This window comes from Rickettsiales bacterium (genome assembly GCA_029252805.1).
Taxonomy (GTDB): Bacteria; Pseudomonadota; Alphaproteobacteria; order Rickettsiales; family JALZUV01; genus JALZUV01.
Genome location: JAQXAR010000004.1, coordinates 40,364 through 61,096, shown reverse-complemented (window position 1 = coordinate 61,096; position 20,733 = coordinate 40,364). Strand labels below are relative to the sequence as shown.

Annotated in this window: 20 protein-coding genes; 10 read left to right on the top strand and 10 right to left on the bottom strand. The window is 48.2% G+C overall.

Annotation, left to right across the window (positions count from 1 at the left end):
• The first annotated feature begins 88 nt into the window (after positions 1-88).
• From P8P30_00865 to serB, 6 genes are read left to right on the top strand one after another with little or no spacing between them, the layout of a single operon-like run.
• On the top strand, positions 89-796 hold the full coding sequence (locus P8P30_00865; protein ID MDG1286096.1) for a type IV secretion system protein: 708 nt from the start codon (positions 89-91) through the stop codon (positions 794-796).
• Positions 793-1,926 carry a TrbG/VirB9 family P-type conjugative transfer protein gene (locus tag P8P30_00860; GenBank protein MDG1286095.1) on the top strand — a complete coding sequence of 378 codons (1,134 nt, stop codon included), beginning with the start codon at positions 793-795 and terminating at the stop codon, positions 1,924-1,926. Before P8P30_00865 ends, P8P30_00860 begins: the two co-directional genes overlap by 4 nt.
• Complete coding sequence (locus tag P8P30_00855) at positions 1,926-3,113, top strand: TrbI/VirB10 family protein (GenBank protein ID MDG1286094.1); 1,188 nt, start codon at positions 1,926-1,928, stop codon at positions 3,111-3,113. Before P8P30_00860 ends, P8P30_00855 begins: the two co-directional genes overlap by 1 nt.
• Positions 3,110-4,093, top strand: coding sequence for a P-type DNA transfer ATPase VirB11 (virB11, locus tag P8P30_00850; GenBank protein ID MDG1286093.1), 984 nt, complete (start codon positions 3,110-3,112; stop codon positions 4,091-4,093). Before P8P30_00855 ends, virB11 begins: the two co-directional genes overlap by 4 nt.
• A gap of 8 nt (positions 4,094-4,101) precedes the next feature.
• Positions 4,102-5,979 carry a type IV secretory system conjugative DNA transfer family protein gene (locus P8P30_00845; protein MDG1286092.1) on the top strand — a complete coding sequence of 626 codons (1,878 nt, stop codon included), beginning with the start codon at positions 4,102-4,104 and terminating at the stop codon, positions 5,977-5,979.
• 15 nt (positions 5,980-5,994) lie between these two features.
• Positions 5,995-6,861 carry a phosphoserine phosphatase SerB gene (gene serB / locus P8P30_00840; GenBank protein ID MDG1286091.1) on the top strand — a complete coding sequence of 289 codons (867 nt, stop codon included), beginning with the start codon at positions 5,995-5,997 and terminating at the stop codon, positions 6,859-6,861.
• Positions 6,862-6,969: 108 nt separating this feature from the next.
• On the opposite strand, the gene fliB is transcribed toward serB, so the two are convergent.
• The 8 genes from fliB to fabD all read right to left on the bottom strand — a co-directional run bounded on the left by fliB (position 6,970) and on the right by fabD (position 15,647).
• Positions 6,970-8,127 (bottom strand): flagellin lysine-N-methylase, encoded by a 1,158-nt coding sequence (gene fliB, locus P8P30_00835; GenBank protein ID MDG1286090.1) that lies wholly within the window; start codon positions 8,125-8,127, stop codon positions 6,970-6,972.
• Positions 8,128-8,173: 46 nt separating this feature from the next.
• Complete coding sequence (fliW, locus tag P8P30_00830) at positions 8,174-8,698, bottom strand: flagellar assembly protein FliW (GenBank protein MDG1286089.1); 525 nt, start codon at positions 8,696-8,698, stop codon at positions 8,174-8,176.
• 228 nt (positions 8,699-8,926) lie between these two features.
• Positions 8,927-9,835, bottom strand: a complete 909-nt coding sequence (locus tag P8P30_00825; GenBank protein ID MDG1286088.1) for a hypothetical protein — start codon at positions 9,833-9,835, stop codon at positions 8,927-8,929.
• Positions 9,836-9,848: 13 nt separating this feature from the next.
• Complete coding sequence (gene flgK, locus P8P30_00820; GenBank protein ID MDG1286087.1) at positions 9,849-12,566, bottom strand: flagellar hook-associated protein FlgK; 2,718 nt, start codon at positions 12,564-12,566, stop codon at positions 9,849-9,851.
• A 5-nt stretch (positions 12,567-12,571) separates the two neighbouring features.
• Entirely contained in the window at positions 12,572-13,039 is a 468-nt protein-coding gene (locus P8P30_00815; protein MDG1286086.1) for a hypothetical protein, read from the bottom strand.
• Positions 13,039-13,443 carry a rod-binding protein gene (locus P8P30_00810; protein ID MDG1286085.1) on the bottom strand — a complete coding sequence of 135 codons (405 nt, stop codon included), beginning with the start codon at positions 13,441-13,443 and terminating at the stop codon, positions 13,039-13,041. The genes P8P30_00815 and P8P30_00810 overlap by 1 nt, the downstream gene beginning before the upstream one ends.
• Before the next feature lie 11 nt (positions 13,444-13,454).
• On the bottom strand, positions 13,455-14,567 hold the full coding sequence (locus tag P8P30_00805; GenBank protein MDG1286084.1) for a flagellar basal body P-ring protein FlgI: 1,113 nt from the start codon (positions 14,565-14,567) through the stop codon (positions 13,455-13,457).
• Positions 14,568-14,702: 135 nt separating this feature from the next.
• Complete coding sequence (gene fabD, locus P8P30_00800; protein ID MDG1286083.1) at positions 14,703-15,647, bottom strand: ACP S-malonyltransferase; 945 nt, start codon at positions 15,645-15,647, stop codon at positions 14,703-14,705.
• Positions 15,648-15,930: 283 nt separating this feature from the next.
• On the opposite strand from fabD, the gene rpsF reads away from it, so the two are divergent.
• From rpsF to rplI, 4 genes are read left to right on the top strand one after another with little or no spacing between them, the layout of a single operon-like run.
• Positions 15,931-16,263: a 30S ribosomal protein S6 gene (rpsF, locus tag P8P30_00795; protein MDG1286082.1), complete on the top strand. Its 333-nt coding sequence runs from the start codon at positions 15,931-15,933 to the stop codon at positions 16,261-16,263.
• 12 nt (positions 16,264-16,275) lie between these two features.
• Complete coding sequence (gene rpsR / locus P8P30_00790; GenBank protein MDG1286081.1) at positions 16,276-16,509, top strand: 30S ribosomal protein S18; 234 nt, start codon at positions 16,276-16,278, stop codon at positions 16,507-16,509.
• A gap of 43 nt (positions 16,510-16,552) precedes the next feature.
• Entirely contained in the window at positions 16,553-17,479 is a 927-nt protein-coding gene (locus tag P8P30_00785) for a hypothetical protein (protein ID MDG1286080.1), read from the top strand.
• A 12-nt stretch (positions 17,480-17,491) separates the two neighbouring features.
• A complete protein-coding gene (rplI, locus tag P8P30_00780) occupies positions 17,492-18,028 on the top strand; it encodes a 50S ribosomal protein L9 (GenBank protein MDG1286079.1) in 537 nt (178 codons plus the stop codon).
• Between the two features lie 356 nt (positions 18,029-18,384).
• Here rplI and sucC read toward each other — a convergent pair whose 3' ends face one another.
• Together sucC and mdh are read right to left on the bottom strand one after the other, a co-directional pair.
• Positions 18,385-19,560, bottom strand: coding sequence for an ADP-forming succinate--CoA ligase subunit beta (gene sucC / locus P8P30_00775; GenBank protein ID MDG1286078.1), 1,176 nt, complete (start codon positions 19,558-19,560; stop codon positions 18,385-18,387).
• Positions 19,561-19,643: 83 nt separating this feature from the next.
• The gene (gene mdh / locus P8P30_00770) at positions 19,644-20,594 is read right to left on the bottom strand and encodes a malate dehydrogenase (protein ID MDG1286077.1); all 951 of its coding nucleotides are present in this window, start codon (positions 20,592-20,594) and stop codon (positions 19,644-19,646) included.
• Between the last annotated feature and the right edge of the window lie 139 nt (positions 20,595-20,733).

Genomic DNA, 20,733 nt, shown 5'->3' with positions numbered 1-20,733 from the left:
GGGTCGCCTATTTTTATCCCATTTCCTGCCTTGCGTGAACGGTAGAATCAGTCTAATTTTGTCTTAAAAATAATAAGAGAGTGTTGGCATGCTGAGTAAGCTGCAAGAGCTCCTAGGCAAAAAGAATGCTGGGGAAACGACCCAAAAGAACTGGTATACGGACCGGCATCAGTCTGTGCTTGTTCAGCGCAATGTACTCACCGTAATCTCTCTCATGGCAATTATTTTTTCTGCGGTTGCGATTTTCTTTGTTTATCGCAACATTCCGATTGTTACCGTTGAGCCTTTCGTGATTCAGGTGGAGCCACGTAGCGGTATGACGCAGGTGGTGCGTGCGGCTACAGCGAGAGAGTTGGGTGCGCAGGAGTCGATTAATAATTTCTTTATTGTGCGTTATATTAAGGCGCGTGAAACGTTTAACGCGGCGATCCAACAAAATTTCCATGTGGTGCGCTTGAGCTCCGACCCTTCGGCCGTGTTCCGTCAATATGCTTGGGAAGTGAACCCTAATAACCCAGATAGTTTTCTTGCTAAGTCGGGTGGGGCTGGAACGCGTGAAGTGAAGATTAAATCAATGGCGCGTCTTGATAAGAACGGGACGTGCGCAGATGTGACATGTCAGATTCAAGTTCGGGTGAGAATCATTGAAAATGCTCAAAGCAAAACGCAATATGATCGCGTGATTTTAATGGAATATACTTACACAACTCTCAATCTGGCGGTGGAAGAGCGTTACTTAAATCCAATTGGATTTAGAGTGTTGTCGTATCAGGTCGATAATGAGGTTTTACAATGATGAAGAAACTCAAGTTACTTGTTTGTTTGGCTTCGGTGGTGCTTTGGGCAACATCGAGTTTCGCTTATGTGACGGGTACGCCCGTGCCGACAGATAGTCGTATTAAGACATTTGTTTATAATGCTAACGATGTGTATCGCGTGTTGACTCATTATGGGTACCAAATGAATTTAGAATTTGGTGAAGAGGAGGAAATTGAAACGATCTCTGTGGGTGATCGTTCGGGGTGGCAGATTACACCGGATGAGAATCGAATTTTTGTGCGGGCGATGGAAGATAAAGCGCATACGAACATGACGGTTATTACAAGTGAGCGTACATACCAGTTTGATCTTTACTCGGCACAGCCAGGGCAGCAGGGCTGGGATGAGTTGGTTTATGTGGTGCGATTTTACTATCCATCTGATTCGCCAAATCAGTTTGTGTCTGCGCCCCAGCAAGCGCGACCAATGATGGCTGCGTATCCGACTGCACCTATGCCTCAGCCGATGATGCCACAGATGGCGCCACAAATGATGATGCCTGCACCAATGCTTCAGCCGATGATGCCACAGATGGCACCACAAATGCCATCAATGTCGATGCTTCCGGCGCTGCCTGCATTGCCACCTTTATCCGCACCAGCATTTTCATCTATGGCGCAGTTGCCGCCGATGTTTGGCTCAATGGCTCCTCAGCCATCTATCGCGATGCAGCGACCACAGTTGCCTCAAATGCCTATGGGGCAACCGCTTTATTCACCCGCATTGCCGCCTGTATCTGCCCCGCCAATGGCTTCGCCGCAAATGATGATGCGTCCGGCTACACCTGTGCCTCCAGTAAATGTGGCGCGAAAGCCTTTCGGTATGATTGTTCCGCCACATGTCGCCGTTGCGCCGCCGCCAAAGATGCCGCATCCGCGAGCTCCTTTTATTGTTAATGAGATGGGTAAGCCTGCGCAACAATTGGCGCGGGAGTACCCTCAGGGCTCTTATCGAAATCCGTTGCTGGCCCCACGTCGTTTGCCGTCGCTCGATCGATTTATGAAGCCGAGTGCTGCAGATGAATTCTCCTCCTCCTCCTCGATGAATGTTTCGCCTATGGGACTGCCCTTGCCTTCAGCGGCACCGGGTGGTTATATTCAGTTCTGATGTCAGATGAAGAACAAAAACCTCCTCCTCCTGATGGTTCCGGTGGATATGAGGAGGAAGGTTATTCTCCGGAGGCGCAGCCTCCAGAGGAGGGCGCCTTTGGCGATAATAGTGGCCCTGCAGTTGCCTCATCAGCCAATAAAAATATGATTTTGATGGTGATAGGTGGGCTTCTGGGTTTATTTATTCTGTATCAGGTTTTTTCAGGTGACGATGAAGTGTCAGTTCCTATACCGCCCCAGACAGGAGCTTCTTTAGATGGAGCTGCCGTTGCTGCTGCGACGGATATACCTATGCCAGCGGCGCCTATTATGGCTCCACCTTTGCCGCCGCCACCACCTCTTATGCAAGAGGAGGCTTTGCCAGAGTTGCCCCCGCCTCCCGCGACACCAGTCATCGATTTTATGGGAGGAGATCTTGCGAATGAAGAGCTTCAGCAACGCCGGGCTTCAGAAATGCTGATTATTAATAATCTACCTGACGGGACTAAGGGTGAAGATGAAGTGGATGGTAAATCGCAAGCTGAGCGTGCTGTTGCTACCCATGTTGGTGATTTGGAAAACTTAGTGCTGCAAGGGAAAATTATCGATGCTGTTTTGGAAACGGCGTTGGATACAACGCTGGAGGGGCCGTTGCGTGCTTTAGTGACGCGCGATGTTTATGCAGAATCTGGCTATACTGTACTTATTCCAAAAGGTTCGCGCATTATTGGTACTTATAATGCGGATACGGTGCGCGGACAGGGACGAGTTTTTGTTATTTGGAGCCGTTTGATACGTCCGGATGGTGTAGATATCCAATTGAATTCGCAAACGATTGATCGACTGGGCCGTTCTGGTATGGCGGGGCATGTGGATGACCGTTACTTCGAAATATTCGGTGGCGCCGTTCTGACCTCGATTCTTGGTATTACTTTGGCAGGTATTAGTGATGCTATTTTAGATCCGCCTGAGACGTCGACGACTCAGAGCACGGATGGAGCGACGACAGAAAGTACGAATGCTGTCACAACGGCAATCACTGAAGGAGTGGCTACGATTGGTGCAGTCTCAAAACAAGTGGTGGGTGGTTTGTTGGATGCACGTCCGAGCATTACAGTCGACCAAGGTACACCGCTTAAAGTCTATGTAAATCGTGATTTGGAGTTTCCTGGAGAAGCTGCAAGGGGAGTGAGGATAATTCAATGAGTGTTACGGCGCTTCAAACCTATTTAGCCCCGATCCAAGCGTTATTTGAACGTGATGGGGTAACCGAAATTTCAATCAATAGTCCCCATGAAGCATGGGTTGAACAGCGCGGAGAAATGCGTCGTGAAGAGATTCCGGAATTTAACCTTGAGCATTTGAAAAGCTTATCTCGTTTGATTGCACAATCGACGGATCAGCATATTAGTGAAGAATCGCCCTTGCTTTCGGCGACCTTGCCGAACGGCGAACGTATTCAAATTGTGTTTCCCCCTGCGGTAGAGGTGGGCAATGTGGCTATGTCTATTCGTAAACCAAGTACGTTGGATTTAGACCTTGATCAATATGAGAGCTTTGGCGCTTTCCAATCGACCGAGGTGGGTAAACTTGAAAATACCGATGATGTTAAACTTCGTCAGTTATTGGATGAGGGGAATGTAAAAGAATTTATTAAACAGTCGGTTGCATTAAAGAAAAATATTATTGTGAGTGGTGGTACCTCTACCGGTAAGACGACATTTGTGAATGCAGCTTTGAAGGAAATTCCATCCAGCGAACGGATCATTACCGTGGAAGATGCGCGTGAGGTGAAAATTGATCATATTGTCAATCGTGTGCATTTGCTTTCGTCCAAAGGCGGGCAGGGGCTTGCGAAAGTGGAGACACAAGATTTGATCGAAGCGTGCTTACGTTTGCGTCCAGATCGAATTATCGTAGGTGAGTTGCGTGGCGCCGAGGCATTTAGCTTCTTGCGTGCCGTTAATACCGGTCACCCAGGTTCGATTTCAACCTTGCACGCAGATACGCCTAGTTTGGCTCTGGAGCAGCTTATTTTAATGGTAATGCAGGCGGGGCTTGGCATCACACGCGATCAGATTAAAAACTACGTGGAAAATGTGATTAACGTCATCATCCAATTAAAACGCGGTGATCGCGGACGTCGTTACGTATCGGAAGTTTATTTTAAGGGTGAAGGGGAGTAAGTTGGCGCATGGCCACTAATTCAGAAACTGCGAATTTTTTCCTCATTGCAGGGGTGATTCTGATTTTAATGATCATCCCGATTTATTTGGGGGGCATCGGCAGTATCTATTTTGCATTATCTCATCTTTATGGTGAGCAATATGGTGAGGCCTATGCCAAGTTAATGGTAAATCCGCTGAGCTGGTGGACGTATATGAAATGGATGTTTGTAGACTTCTATTTGCCTTATAGCACCCATCCGCAGTTGCAAGATTCTGATTTTCAGATGAAATTATTCGGTCCCATCTTTGGCTCGATTTTCGGGATGATTGTGCTGCTATGGATGATGCGTGCGCCGCTTCTTGATTTTCGTCCGTTTTCAGAGAAGGAAGAAATCCATGGTTCGGCGAAATGGGCGTCTGAAGCGGATATTAAACGTGCCGGGTTGCGCTCTAAGAAGGGCTTCTTACTGGGGCGTACGGGAGCCAAAAATTATCTTGTGGCGGATGATTTCCAACATGCATTGCTCTTCGCACCGACCGGTTCTGGTAAAGGTGTGGGTTTTGTATTGCCGAACCTTCTTTTCTGGGAAGAGTCGGTGGTGTGTCACGATATTAAGTTAGAGAACTTCCTCGTAACGTCCGGTTGGCGTCAGTCAATTGGTCAAAGTTGTTACGTATGGAACCCGGCTGACCCGGATGGGCATACCCATTGTTACAATCCACTTGATTGGATCTCGACCAAGCCCGGTCAAATGGTGGATGATGTACAAAAAATCTGTAATCTTATTCTGCCAGAGCAAGAGTTTTGGATGAATGAAGCGCGCTCGCTTTTGATGGGCGTTATTCTCTATCTCTGTGCGGATCCGAATAAGCCTACTAGTTTTGGCGAAGTGGTGCGTACCATGCGTTCGGATGATGTAGTTTACTCGCTTGCCGTAGTATTGGATACAATTGGTAAGAAGATTCACCCGGTATCCTATATGAATATCGCCGCATTCTTGCAAAAAGCCGATAAAGAGCGCTCGGGTGTAATCTCTACCATGAACTCCGGTTTGGAGCTATGGGCCAACCCATTGATTGATACGTCAACGGCCTCTTCTGACTTTAATATGATGCAGTTGAAGAGAGAAAAACTGACCGTTTATTGTGGTGTGACACCGGATAACTTGCAACGTCTTGAGCCGCTTCTAAAAGTATTCTATCAGCAAGCGGCTGATTTCTTAACGCGTAATATGCCAACGGCAGAAGAGCCATACGGTGTGCTCTTCGTAATGGATGAGTTTCCGACCCTTGGCGAGATGCAAGCATTCCAAAGTGGTATCGCTTATTTCCGTGGGTACCGTGTGAAACTCTTCTTAATTGCTCAGGATACTCAACAGCTTAAAGGTATTTACGAAGAAGCTGGCATGAACTCATTCCTCTCGAATAGTTATTACCGTGTGACGTTTGCGGCGAATAATATTGATACGGCGAATATGATTTCGCAGCTTATTGGTAATAAAACCGTGAAGCAATATTCGCATAATAAACCGAAATTCCTCGATTTGAATCCAGGCTCTCGTACCATGAATGAATCGGAAATTCAGCGTGCATTGTTGCTGCCGCAAGAGGTGATTACTTTGCCGCGTGACCAACAGATTCTATTGATCGAGTCATTCCCGCCGATTAGAACGCAAAAGATTTTCTATTTCGAGGATCCGTTTTTCTGTAAGCGTGCATGGGGCCAGAATCAGTTTAAGCAAATGACGGGGCCGGTACCGGTTGATGTGCCAACGCAAGAGCCATATGACCCGCGCAAAAAAGCCGAGCCAGCTCCCGAGGCTGAAGCACCACCAGCCGATGCGGCGTCAGCTCCACCAAGTAACGATGTACCGGGCGGTGGCTCCGATGTGGCAACAACGTAAATTTAGGCAAATATCATGTATAGTATCTGCGCATTAGCATCGAAAGATAAGCCGCTTGATGAGGAACGTCGTGAGCTTCTTACTTCAGCATTGGCGCCCAACCAGTGGAAATGGTTGCGCCGTAACCGTGCTTTGGTGATGCGCTTTCGTAGTGCGCCCGCGGGAGTGCAAATAATCGCTGCGCGCGAATCGGCGGAGGTAGATTTATTCTTCAAGAAAGATGAAGGACCTTTTGCACCGAAGAAGCTTCTCATCTGCGATATGGACTCAACCGTGATCGAACAAGAATGCATTGATGAGTTGGCAGATTTTGCCGGTTTCCGCGAAAAGGTAGTGGGTATTACCGAAGCAGCGATGCGCGGAGAATTGGATTTCGAAGCCGCCTTACGTGAGCGTGTGGCATTGTTGAAAGGTTTGCCAGAAGCGACAATGCAGCAAGTATTTGACGAGCGTCTGACCCTATCAGAAGGGATTGAATGGTTGGTAAAAGGCATGAAGCGCGAAGGTGCGAAAGCGATTCTTGTGAGTGGTGGTTTCGTCTTCTTTACCGAACGCGTGGCCCGCAGAGCGGGTTTTGAAGAGCATTACGGTAACCGCTTGGCGGTTGAAAATGGTGTGCTAACCGGCGAGATCGTTGCTCCGGTTCTCACCAAAGATTCCAAGCTGAAAATTTTAGAACATAAGATCAACCAACTCGGTATTACGTCAGAAGATGTGTTGGCGATTGGTGATGGGGCTAACGATATTCCTATGCTGCAACATGCCGGCATGGGCGTGGCTTATCGTGCAAAAGCTGCAACGAAAAAGGCCGCGAAATTCTCACTCGATTTTGCTGATCATGAAACGCTGCTTTGGGCGCAGGGAATAAAATCGACTGCCTGAAGGAATATCGTTATTCCAGCGAAGGCCGGAACTGCCGCTAATCTTATTCGCAAAGCTTTGGGGTGTGAGGGCCCTAAGATACTGGTCTGTGCCGGTTATGACGAGAAACTAAAGAAATAACCCCTGTAGGCGGGTTGTTTTCGTCCAACCGGTTTCGGTATAAATTTGCATGGTGAGTGCTGGGTCGGCCAAATGGTCGAGGAAGCGTGCGAGGCTTTGAGTGATGGTGATCGCTTCTTCTTCGCTCAATGTTTGATGTACGAATAGGTGACATTGTAGTGCCAGACGAAGGGTCGCGAGGCGTACGCCGATAATGGTGATGCGATCTGTCAATGTTTCGCCGAATCCAGAAAAAGGAAAGAGAGCCATGCCGAGTTGAGCGCGAACCCAGCGTTTGAAATAAGGCTGCCATTGGTCATCCACAAATTTCCAGCCTTCACGCATGGTTTGTAGGTTGCTCATGCTATTGATACCAAAGGCAATGGTGCTGGTTGCTGCATCGATTTGGATATCGAGCGCCTTGTGCATCGTACCTAACACTGCCTCTAAGCGTGGACGGTTTGATTTACGAGCAGCACCGACTAAGCCAGCGAGTGAATGGTAAAGGTGGAACGGGTCCTCTGTTTTTGCTTCGGGCGTGCCCAAACGGCTATCGGCGCTTTTAAGGTAGAAACCTACTGCCATTGGCCAGGTTGCGATATCAATCATTTGCATTGACTGAGCCACGGCGTGAAACTGTGCAATAACCTCTCCAGCAGGCGTGCCATCTGCGATAGCAGCTTGTAGAAAAGCTTCGTGAATCTCAAGAGCTTTATCATTTTCTAGCCCGTCTGGTAAATAATTGGCCAGACTTAAGGGCGTGCGGTCCGTTTCGGGTTTTACCCACTTTGTATCGGTGGGTGCCAGAAGCGCGCGGCGTGCGACTTCAGGGCAAGAGATCGTCGCGGTTTGTACAACAGTTTCGCCTAATTGACGGGTAACACGCGGAAAGAAGTGGCAGGCATCGCCTAAGAATTCAGTGCCTTTGGCAGCATGAATTCCACACCAGCCGTTATCAAATTTCACGCAATGATCGGTTTCAGCATCGCGCTTCATAATATGTTCGACTTCGCCAGAGGTGACGAACTCCATGAGCTCGGGTGCCTCAGCCTCGTAACGCGCGATAGTGGCTTTATCCACTTGCATACCCCAGCCTTTGCAGCAGGTGTCTTCGCATTTATCACCGAGGCATTCGAAGCCTTCTAACCAAGTGGATTGTAGCATCATAAAAAATGCCCAGCATTTCTGCCGGGCACTCCATGTTTAAAAGGATTTACTCATCATCAAAGTTCAGAATTTCTTGAACTTTATATTTGCTGTTTTGGAATACATATTGAACCGCAGTACGGGTCGGGACGTAAACAAATAGAGGCGCGCGTGTGTTGGCAGAAACTTTCACATCATGCGGTGAGCGATGCACTGAAACGATCAGTAAAATGGTTAAGTTATCCAGTTCTTCTACGCCAACATCTTGTGCTGCTTTTTCGATATCTGCACGATCAATCAGTGCATTATCGAGTGCGACAGGTAGTGTAATGAATGAAACGGTGGGATCATTCAGGGATTGAAGTAGCTTGAACTGTGCGAGTTTTTCACTTGGAAAGTCCGTTAAAGCATATTCAAAGTTTCCGGCAATGCCGAGCAACCCTTGCGGGAAAACGATTGGATTTTCGGTTGATACTTCAATTTCGCCAAAGCGAGTTTCGATCGTAGCGGTGCTAGATTCGGTTTGTTTTAAAGCAGCGTTAACTACCTCTGAATCTGCATTATTTGGTTGTTGGGTCACGGTATGTAACATCTCCCACGTTCCTTATTTCACGAAAGGTAACCGACTACTTGCCTTGTCATCCTTCGGTTGAGTATAGCACGGTTACCTACCGTGTTAAAAACATTTTCCTTTTATTTAGCGCTTACGAAATAAAATGGCGGCTCAAAGTTGTGTATGCGGCGCTTACTTTCTGCCACGATACGGGGCCGTTCAGGGTGGGCTGACGCTTTGTCCGCCTAACCTCTAAATTGTCCTAATTTAGAGGAAATCGACCAATCTTAACCGGTTAATGGTTGAGAATGATTGGAATGCTGCTTGAAGAATCGTTTGATCAATGGCCACTTGGGTAGAGGCAGCCACAATATCAGTATCGATCACGCGGCCTTTCACGCCTTGCCAATAGAGCTGGAGCTCCTGATGGCGGACGGAAATGGCATCGATTGCGACGATATTGGCATTAATGTCCGTTTTTTCGGCGATTAAATCTTGCAGGCCCTCTTGTACGAGCGCTTGCGCCGCTTCTAAGTTTGGGTTTCCGCTTGAACTGTCATCATCCACATTGAGTGCTTGTGTAATGGCAGCGATCACTTTCTGGAAGCCTTCTGCATCCGCTCGTAAGCCATAATTTATTTCGATATTATCATCGAGGCGGGCGATTAAATCTTCGGAACTCCCCTGATAATAGGCATTGTCAGCGACACCAGGGATACGTGAAGAAGGGTTATCGACCACCGGTGGCACATTGGTGCGTGTTCCCGCAAAAAGGTGGCGGCCTTCAAATGTGCTGTTGAGCGCCTCCGTAATTCGGTCACGCATCGAAAGTAATTGACTGCGGAACTGTAGCGTTTCACCGGTGCTGGCGGCACGACGTAAAACCAGAAGATCTTCAATATCATCAACGGTCTCAATAATACCATCGAGAATTAGGCCGCTCGTATTGACGCGTGCTAGAATGATCGCGCCACTTTCGACATAATTTTCAGCTTTGGCGATTTTTGATTCAAGGGAAACAAAATGCTCTACCTGTGTTCCTAGGCCTTGAAAGCGGTCGGTCTGTTTCCCACTGGAGATTTGACCCTGCAGGTCGGCAAGATTTGCCTGTACGCGACTAACATCACCCAGAGTGCTCTGGTGGATGGCGAAGGTACTAACGCGGCTAATAGTCATAATTCATTCTCCCTTAGAATGCCTGTAACAAGGTATCAAATAGTTCATCGGTGATCGAAATAACCCGTGCAGAGGCGGCATAAGCATTTTGGTAAATGATCGTATTGGCGAGCTCTTCATCGAGGTTCACACCGCTCACGGCGTCGGCTCGTTCTTCGTAACCACTCAATAACGTTTCATCGTTATTGGCATTTCGTGCAGCAGAGATAGAATTTGCGGCGATATGGCCGAGCATTTCTCCTGCATAAGCGTCAAAAGTGAGAGAGGTATTGGGTAATCCACCTGCTCCGGTAAAATCATGCGTATCAATACCCAATTTTGCCAATCGCTGGATGATGCTATGGTCACCAGAATAGCGTTCGACCGTATAAATTGGGGCAAGCGACGGGCTGGATGGTTGATTGGAGAGCTGCAGATCACCGGTTGAGATGAGGCCTGAATTTTCATTGAAGCGAGAATCAACTGCCAGGTTAAGGGCTGAGTTTTTCACCGTATCGCCGGTTTGGGTTAGTGTGTTGTTATTGAAAAAGTTATTGAGGCCAAAATGGTGCGAGAAGCCACGACCATCGCCGACGCGAGCGGGGGTATCGCTAGGTAAACCAAGGTGGCGGCTGCTCGTATCGTCAATGGCTAATGTAAGGCCGTCACGAGCGGATTCAATTTTTAGGAAACCGTTTTGTTCGCCATAATCGCCACTTGAATTAGAGAGTTCAACGCCATTTTCATCGACAAGAGACGCACGCAAGAGCGGCTGCAAAGTGCTTGGGAAGGTGAAAACCCCAGTACCAGCGGTCACCGCACGCGCAGGAACGCGATCATTTTCTGTATCCGTTTGTGGGTTGAGGATACGGTACGTCACGGTCGTGGTGCTTAAGTTCCCGCTTTCATCGCGTGTGACCATATCGACATTTATATCGTAGAAGGCTGAGGCCGGGTTGCCGCTCAAATCAGCGCTGATCGTTCCATTTTGCTGTAAACGTTGTTGCTGTCCGCCTGCAATCGTATCGTAGGGTGGGCTGTATGTCTGTGCGGCGACGTTGGTCGAGGCGCCGATACCCGCAGGGGTCACCACTGTAATTTCAAAGGTGTTGCCGGTCACATTGCTGACGACGAAATAGCCATCAAATTCAGCAGCAGGAATACCATCAATCGGGACGCCAGGGTCCCCCAATCGCACCATATCGCCATTGACGAGCGTGTGATTTACACTGGTCGTGACGGTTACTACGTTGCTTGCCGCATTGGTGATGAATGTGTTCGCAGGGTTTAGGCTAATGGTTGGAATGGTGTTGGTGGTTGAAGTAATATCGGCGGCAGTGTCATCGAGCACTTGAATAGAATCCACCCAGAAATCGGCATTCTCACCAGAGATATTTTCAATATCGAAATCAAATTCGATAATCGGCGTGGTACCCGGCACGGTATCGCTAATCAGTGCAAGTTCAATATTATTGATATTGCCAACCTGTAGGCGGTTTTGCGGCACACCATAATGGTGATTGATCTCGTTAATGATGGTTTGCACATCCACTTCGCCCGCTGCCTGCCCATCAAATAATTCGCTAAATTGTAGCGTTAGGGGACGGAAGCCTGATACCTCATCGTTAAAGGCGCTGGCGGCGGGTGTGCCATCTTCATTCAAAGCGGCAATGGTTACAGAGCCTTCCCAGAAGCTACGTTCGGCGACATCGTAAGCGGCGGTACCGACGAGTTCACTTGCCGGTGGATAGCCCGAACCTTGATTGTGAATAGCATTGAAATTATCACGAAGTTGCGCGGCTAATTGATCGATTTGATCTAGAATATTTGGGAGTAATTCATCACGTACATTTAACAGCCCTGCAAGTTTTCCTTCGCTGAATCGGGCCTCAATTTGTCTGCTTGTGCCGCCACTTGCAAGATTAATGGGCATGCCGAGCGGTTGGTTATTTTCATCTAAACCTTGCAATATGAGCGGGTTAATATTGCCCTCTTCAATCAGCGTATCAATCGAACCAATCTCGCGATATTCAATACGGCTATAACCAAAATCGATCAAGTTAAGGCCGTTACCTGCATAGAGGTCGACGCCCCCATTTTCTTTTTCATTCACACGAATATCAATGTATTCGGCGATTTCTTCGATGAGTAAGTCGCGTTGATCAAGCAGTGTCGCGGTAGGCGAACCAAATGCCTTGGCTTCAGCAATCGCCTCATTCGTAAAGAAGAGCTCTTCTAGGCGTTGGTTTAAGATAGTGATTGAATTGTTTAACTCGCTATCGACCTGAAAACGCAGTTCCTCTAGCCCCTGTGCGAGGATTGCAATTTCACGTGCTGCGGTGGTGGCAGATTGAATCACGGCTGCACGGGTGGAACTACGCTCCGGCGTTTCCGCCATGAGTTGAATGTCGTTAAAGAAAGTCTCGATATGGTTATCGATACTATTACCCAAAGAGGGGTCACCCAACAGAATTTGAACTTGATCATAATAGTCGGTGATGGTGTCGCTTTGGCCTAGCTGACTGGTTTGATTATAGATCGAAACCTGCAAATATTGATCGACGGTACGCGTCACATCTTCGATACGCACACCCGCGCCCCTACCATCATAAGTGACCGACTCCAGATTCACAATCTGGCGCGAGTACCCTTCGGTATTGGCATTGGCAATATTGTTAGAGATCAAAGCCATCGTGCGTTGATTGACTTTGAGCCCCGTAAGTGCCGTATTTAATGCGAGTGATAGACTCATGGGTTTTAGACCTGCTCGTTTAAGGTGACAGACACGGAATCCAGTTTGCTTTCTGGCACTCCACGAAGATCGTAATTGGGTTTGCGATTATGCTCATTGACCACTTCGGTAATGGCTTCAACCACGCGCGCATTCACATCTCTTGCGGCGAGTAGGCGGCGGTGGTTTTCTTGCTTAATTTCGTTAAAAACCGAAATCATATCGGCAAATTCTTCCCGCTCTTCATAGGTAACGGCTTCAAGTAAATACGGATATTTTTGAACACGTTTTAACTGAAGTTCAACGGCCTTGGTCAGCCATTTCTTTTCATTCTGCAATGGGTCAATCGCTTGAATATCCATCTCCGCTAGGTAATCGACTTCCAAGGCGAGTATCTGCGCAAGGCGGGCGATAAGGGCCAATACATTTTCCATATTAATGCTTTGCGGGCGGATATCTTCTGCCGGCTCTGCTGTGTTTTGATAAGCGTCCATTATTGTACCTCCTCAGGGGTTTTCGCTGCGGCAAGTGCGGCTGCAGGGTCTTCTTTCGGGGTGGCGGCGAGTTCTACTGCTGCGCCCCCTTCTTGCACGCGTAGCATTTCGCGCTTCACATGATCGGCCACACCGATACCGCCAGAGCGGGACATCAGCTTGCCATATTCATCAATCATCATGGATTTATAAATATCTTCACCTGGGCCTTCATTGCTTGGATCGAAATCGACTTCGGCAAACATATGCTCCATCATTTGTGCGAGGAACACGGCTTCAAATTCTTGAGCCGCTTTTTCAATCGCCTCATTGCCACCGGTTTTACCCCCGCTTTTGCGGGCTTGGTCTAGCTTCATTCGCGTTTGGTCGGCTAATGCCTTGGCGCGGTCTACATTTACGATCATAGGATCCTCCATTATCGTGTCTCGATTTCTGCCTGTAATGCACCGGCAGCTTTAATATTTTGTAAGATGGCAATCATGTCGCGGGGGCCTACACCCAGCGCATTTAACCCGCCGACGAGTTGTTTGAGCGACGCGCCACTATTGAGAACGGCGAGCTTAGCATCACTTTCTTCATCCACCGCAACTTCGGAGCGCGGTACGATTTCGGTGGTGGCACCAAACGGTGCAAACGGATTAGGTTGCGAGACTTGCGGCGTCTCTTCAATCCGCACAACAAGATTACCCTGTGCGATGGCGACCGTATCAATGCGGACATTTTCGCCCATCACGATCGTGCCGGTCGCTTCATCAATCACGACTTTAGCAACCTGATCCGTCGCCACTTTCAACTGTTCAATATCGGCCAGCAAATAGGCTACGGCATTTTTATACTCTGGTGGAACACTGACCTGCACGGTACCCGGATCCGTCACGACCGAAGCTTCAGGGCCTAAGCGAGAGTTGATCGCCCGTGAGATATTATGGGCCGTGCTTAGATCAGGATTACGCAGCGCGAGTTTGACGGAATCGAGGGTATTTAGGGCGAAACCTACTTCGCGCTCGACCACACCGCCGCCGGAGATAATCGCGTTGGTCGGGACGCCTTTTGTAATACTCGTGCCAGATGCGCCTGTTGCCGAGAAGCCGTTAATCGTTACGCCGCCCTGAGCGACTGTGTAAACTTGGCCATCTGCACCGTAAAGGGGCGTCGCCAGTAAAACCCCGCCTTGCAGGCTTTTTGCATCGCCCATGGCGCTTAAGGAAACATCAATTTTTGCCCCAGCACGTGCGAAAGGCGGGAGTTTGGCCGTCACCGTCACCGCCGCTACATTCTTGGTTTTGAGGTTCTGCCCACGCGTATTGACGCCTTGGCGTTCCAAAAATGCGATAAGGCTTTGTTCAGTAAAGGCGTTATTTTGCAGCTTATCGCCGGTTCCATTCAAGCCAACGACGAGGCCATAACCCACAAGCATATTCTCACGAATACCTTCAAACGCGACGATATCTTTAATACGAGTATTCTGCGCCGAGGCAATATCTGCCCAGAGCACAAAAATAGAAAGTAATATCAATAAGTTTTTCATAGCCTGTAGAGCTATGCGAGAATCGTGCCAGAAATTGCTTTTTGCGCCCTGTGCGCAACTACTATCGCTCCGATGGCGCGCCGCTTTGTGGGCTCATGGCTGGCATGGCCTGCTGATTATGCTTTTTGGCTGGTTTTAAGCCGCCGCTGCTGCGAAGCCTTCAATATCTGCTGGGCCTTCAATATTGCTGGTTTCGATGTCTTTGGCGATGCGGCGTACTAGGCCGGACAGGACTTTGCCTGTGCCAAGTTCAACGGTGTGGGTGACGCCGCTATCATGTAAGGCGAGCACGGAATCGCTCCATTTAACGCTGCCGGTGACTTGATCTACCAGCAAGCTGCGGATCATACCTGCTTCTTTGACCGCATCCGCTGTTACATTGGCGATCACCGGTACGGCGGCATCTTTCATTTCGACTTCGGCCAAGGCTTCACGCATACGTTCGGCGGCGGGTTGCATCAGCGGAGAATGGAATGGTGCACTTACATTAAGGAGTAGGGCGCGTTTGGCTCCGGCTTCTTTGGCAAGCTCGCAGGCACGTTCAATTGCGCCTGCATTACCAGAGATTACGACCTGACCCGGTGCATTATAGTTGGCGAGTACACAAATTTCTTCAACATTAGAGGCGCTGCGTGCCACATCTTCTACGGCTTCGGTCGCAAGTCCGATAATGGCTGCCATGCCACCTTTTCCGGCTGGAACGGCTTGCTGCATTGCATCGCCACGAATGCGTAGGAGCCTTGCTGTATCGGCGAGCGAGAAAGTGCCCGCAGCGCAAAGTGCGGAATATTCGCCTAAAGAATGACCGGCAACATAAGCCGCATCGGTAATTTTGGCGCCACACTGTTTTTCTAGTACACGCCATACGGCAATCGAGCTTGCCATAATCGCAGGCTGCGCATTGGTCGTGAGGGTGAGTTCTTCAACCGGCCCCTCAAACATTAACGTGGAGAGATTCTGGCCTAAAGTATCGTCCACTTCGGCGAATACATCTTTGGCTTCGGCGAAGGCTTCGCATAAGGTTTTGCCCATGCTAACCGCTTGTGATCCCTGTCCAGGAAAGAGAAATGCTTTTGTCATAACGGTAAGTACTGCGCTTTAGCGAAGAGCGGGTCAAGAATTTTCCCTGCTAATGTCTATTTACACTTCATTTTCACTAAAGCGGCACTCACGCGCCATGCCTTCTTACGCCAAAATTCTCGACAGGCTTGCTTTGTAAGTCTGGCCTTAAGTTTAGCGGTTGAAATGGCTTCATAAAAAACATGACAAAACGCTTGCATTGGCAAGCTAAATGGGTATGTTGCGTTTCCATTTGGCCATGGTTGGCTAGAGTTAAGATGCAAATTTGCAGGAGATTACGAACATGGCATTTTACGAATGCACATTTATTGCTCGCCAAGATTTGGCGCCAAATGATGTCGAAAAACTGACGGATAACATGATTGCCGTGCTGGAAAAGCATGATGCAAAAATCATCAGACGTGAGGGTTGGGGCATGCGCCCGCTCGCTTACGAAATTAATAAAAATCGCAAAGGTCACTATGTGATGCTCTCAATTGAAGCATCTGAAGCGGCTCTTGATGCGTACCGTACTGAGCAACGTTTGTCTGAAGAGACGCTACGTAGCCTCGAAATTAAAGTAGACGAAATGGATAGCAGCAAGCCATCAATCATGATGCGCGACGAAGCTGCTTAAGGAGATATAACTATGTCATTTGGACAAAAAACTTTCTTTAAACGTCGCAAAACTTGCCCGTTGAGCCATTCAAAAGCTCCGGCGATTGATTATAAAGATGTCAAAACTTTGACACGTTATGTCTCTGAGCGCGGAAAAATCATGCCAAGCCGTATCACTTCGGTTTCTGGTAAGAAACAACGCCTTCTGAAGCAGGCGATCAAACGCTCTCGCATTCTTGCTTTAATGCCGTTTGTGAGTCAATAAGACGATAAAGGCCTCCCAGAAATGTGGAGGCCTTTTTTTTACCATGGATCAGGAAAAACAATCTCTCGCAATTTCATTGGCTGGCGGCGCTGTCTCGGCCTTTTTGTATTTTCTGGCCGTGCGGGGTGGGTTCTTTAGTTTTCTCATTTCTTACACGCCGCTTATCCCGCTTTTCTTAGTTGGATTATCAGCTGGGCCTCGTGCCGGCGGTATGGCCACCCTATTCGCACTCTTTTTGGGGTGCTTCCTAACCGGTTTATCGGGACTGGTGATTTATTCTGCGCTTTACGCGGTTCCGGCGGTATTTTTTATGCATGCGGCCTTAAGCCAGCTTTCCGATCCAAAGCGTTGGTATCCGATTGGCGGCGTATTGACCGGAATCAGCCTTTATGCCGCAGCGATGGTCGGGGTGCTGATTGCTGTCTCCATGCGTGATATGGTGAGTGTTTCTGAGATTCTTCCCCCGCTACCGCCCGAAGGGATCTCTCCTTTGATGCAGCAAGCGCGCGATCTTATTTTGGAGTCGCCATTCCTTGTCTTTGCGATGGGAGTCTGGATTCAGGTGCTGGCTTTTTACGGCCTTGCCATTTTTGCAAATTTCATGCTGAAGGGTTGGAAATGTGAGATTCGTGATCGCTTGACGCTGACTCCCTTTATGCCTTCAATCATGATTTTTGGCGCGATATTAGTCGCTGGGTTGCTTTCTTTTAGCAGCACTTTAGCCATACAGATTGCCGGTAAGACCGCCTTCATGATCTTATTATTGCCATATTTTTTGATGGGAGCTGCTCGTTTACATGCTTGGACACGTGGTTGGCCGAACCGTTTGAGCTGGCTGTTTGCAGTTTATATGCTGACAGTGCTTGTATTCTTGCCAGTTTTCTGCTTTATCGGCGCCGGTCTGTATGAACAGGCCAAGTTTTTGTCTAACCGCTATGGGAGCGGGACAGAGAGTGAATCTGACAAATAAGGAGATATTGTCATGGAAGTTATTTTATTAGAACGCGTTGCTCGCTTGGGTGGTATGGGTGATGTTGCAAATGTGAAAAATGGTTTTGCTCGCAACTACCTTATTCCACAAGGTAAAGCGATGCGCGCAACAGCCGCTAACAAAGCTGAGTTTGAAGTACGTAAATCTGAAATCTCGAAGCAAAATGATGCTCGTAAGGTTGAAGCAGATAAGTTTGCGAAGAAAATTGAGGGCACCATCGTTGAGTTGGTTCGCCAAGCATCAGATGATGGCCGTCTCTATGGTTCAGTGACTGTACGTGATATTGGTGCAGCGCTAACTGAAAAAGGTTTTGAGATTCCACGTCAGAACTTGCTTCTTGAGCGTTCGATCAAAGAAATTGGTTCTTACGAAGTAAAAGTTATGCCTCATCCAGAAATCGAAGTGGTTCTGCCGGTACGTATCGCACGTAACGAGTCTGAGTTCCTAACGTGGGATGATGCACCAGAGGAAGAAGAAGTAGTAGAAGCGCCAGCAGATGAAACGACTTCTGAAGAAGACGCCGCTTAATTTTAAGCGCTTTCTTAGAATGCAATAAAGGCAGCTCGGTTTCTCCGTGGCTGCCTTTATTTTTTTCGTTTCCACCAGGGGTTCCCAATTTGAGATCCCCAGAAAAACATGTTTAGAATCATCCATAAAAATAAGATGATTAGAATGTATCCATCATTCATAAGAGTGGTTTTTTTTGGTTAAAAAAATATGCGATTTTGTAACAGTAAAAAAGCAAAGTGAACCCACCGACTATCGTTCAATCGGTCTATTTCTCCAAGAAGCCAACTGTGAAGTTCTCGTGACGGTGATAAGGCATTAAAAAAGCCCCCGTGAATCGGAGGCTTTTTCGTTATCTAAGGGTGGTGCTGTTTTGTTTACGCAGCCACCCTACCTTCAACCGCTGTCACAATTTTGCGAGCAGCATCGGCTAGGTCATCGCCGGATTGGATTGGAAGTCCACTCTCCGCCATGATCTTCTTGCCTTCTGCGACATTGGTACCTTCAAGGCGAACTACGAGTGGAACCGTAAGGTTCAAATCACGAGAGGCGGCAACAACGCCCTCTGCAATAATATCGCAGCGCATAATACCACCGAAGATATTTACGAGAATTCCTTCAACATTCGGATCGCCCATGATGATTTTGAACGCTTCTTTCACTTTCTCTTTGGTCGCCCCGCCGCCTACATCGAGGAAGTTAGCCGGCTCAGAACCATAGAGGTTGATGATATCCATCGTCGCCATCGCAAGGCCGGCACCATTAACCATACAGCCAATTTTACCATCCATCTTAATGTAAGCGAGGTCGTATTTAGACGCTTCTAGCTCGAGTGGATCTTCCTCGGCTTCGTCGCGCAGTGCAAAAACCTCTGGCTGACGGTAAAGCGCGTTTGGATCGAAATTCATTTTCGCATCCAAAGCAATGAGCTCATTGCCCTTTGTAATGACAAGCGGGTTGATCTCAATTTGTGAAGCATCAGTACCCATGAATGCATCGTAAATGCCTTGTGAGAATTTGTAGAAGTCACCCATTAGTTCCTTGGGAATTTTGAGCGCAAATGCAAGCTGACGTGCGTGGAACGGTTGGAAGCCGCTCGCAGGATCAACCTTAGTCGTTACGATTTTCTCCGGAGTTTCTTCCGCCACCGCTTCAATATCCATGCCGCCTTCAGTGGAGGCCATGAAAGTTACGAAGCTCGTATCGCGGTCGATCACGACGGAGAAGTAAAGTTCCTTATCAATGTCGCAGCCTTCTTCGATATAAAGGCGTTGAACCTTCTGACCTGCAGGGCCCGTTTGGTGCGTGACCAAGGTCATACCCATAATTTCGTCAGCAAGTGCTTTCACTTCATCAATTGATTTTGCGAGTTTTACGCCACCCGCTTTACCACGGCCACCCGCGTGGATTTGTGCTTTAACCACCCAAAGATTGCCACCTAGCTCTTTAGCAGCAGCAACAGCTTCATCGGTATTTAAGGCAGGAAGGCCGCGGCCAACGCGTACACCGTATTTTTTGAGAACGGCTTTCGCTTGATATTCATGGATATTCATGGGTTTTCACCTTCTAAAAATGTTTCAATCCCGTCACTCTAGCGCGTGAGCGCAGAAGTGCAAGAGAGACTGAGAGTTTGCCTCTATCTAAGATGCACTTTCTCAAGTAGCTGCTGTACGGCTTCAACCGAGTGATCGAACATCTCTTTCTCTTGAGTGTTCAAGCTAACTTCAACGATTTTCTCAACGCCGTTTTTACCAATAACAGTAGGCACGCCAATATACATATCTTGCACGCCATATTCACCGCTTAGGTAAGCGGCGCATGGGAAGATGCGGCGTTTATCTTTAATGTAAGATTCAGCCATCGCAATCGCGGAAGCGGCGGGTGCGTGGTAAGCTGAGCCATTTTTCAATAAGCCAACAATCTCTGCACCGCCATCGCGGGTACGCTGAACAATCGCTTCAATACGCTCATTGGTTGTCCAACCCATTTTCACAAGATCAAATAACGGGATACCGGCAACAGTAGAGTAACGTGTGAGTGGAACCATTGTGTCGCCATGGCCGCCTAAAACGAAGGCTGAGACATCTTCAACCGACACATTGAATTCTTCTGCCAAGAAAGTACGGAAACGCGCGCCATCAAGTACACCAGCCATGCCGACAATTTTGTTGGCTGGCATTTGGCTGACTTCTTTAAACACCCAAACCATTGCATCCAGTGGGTTCGTGATAACGATCACGAAAGCGTCTGGTGCATATTTCGCGACATTCTCTGCCACGGTTTTGATGATAGAAGTATTGATATCGATCAAGTCATCGCGGCTCATGCCAGGTTTGCGGGGTACGCCAGCGGTGACGATCACCACATCTGAGCCTTCAATATCTTTATAACTATTGGTACCCATCATATCCGCATCAAATCCACTGACGGGAGCTGATTCCGCAATATCGAGTGCTTTGCCTTGCGGCATGCCTTCGGTAATATCGAATAACACCACATCACCGAGTTCTTTTAAACCGATAAGATGTGCGAGTGTTCCGCCGATCATACCGGAGCCGATAAGTGCGAATTTTGTACGTTTAGCCATGGGGGTTCTCCTAGTGAATATCTATATGTGTGGGCACTATAAGCGCGTAAATGGCAGGTGCAACTACAGATAGCTTGATTGCATGATTTTAAGGCCAGTTTTTTTAGATAAAACTTTAGCTATTTCGTCGTAAAATCTT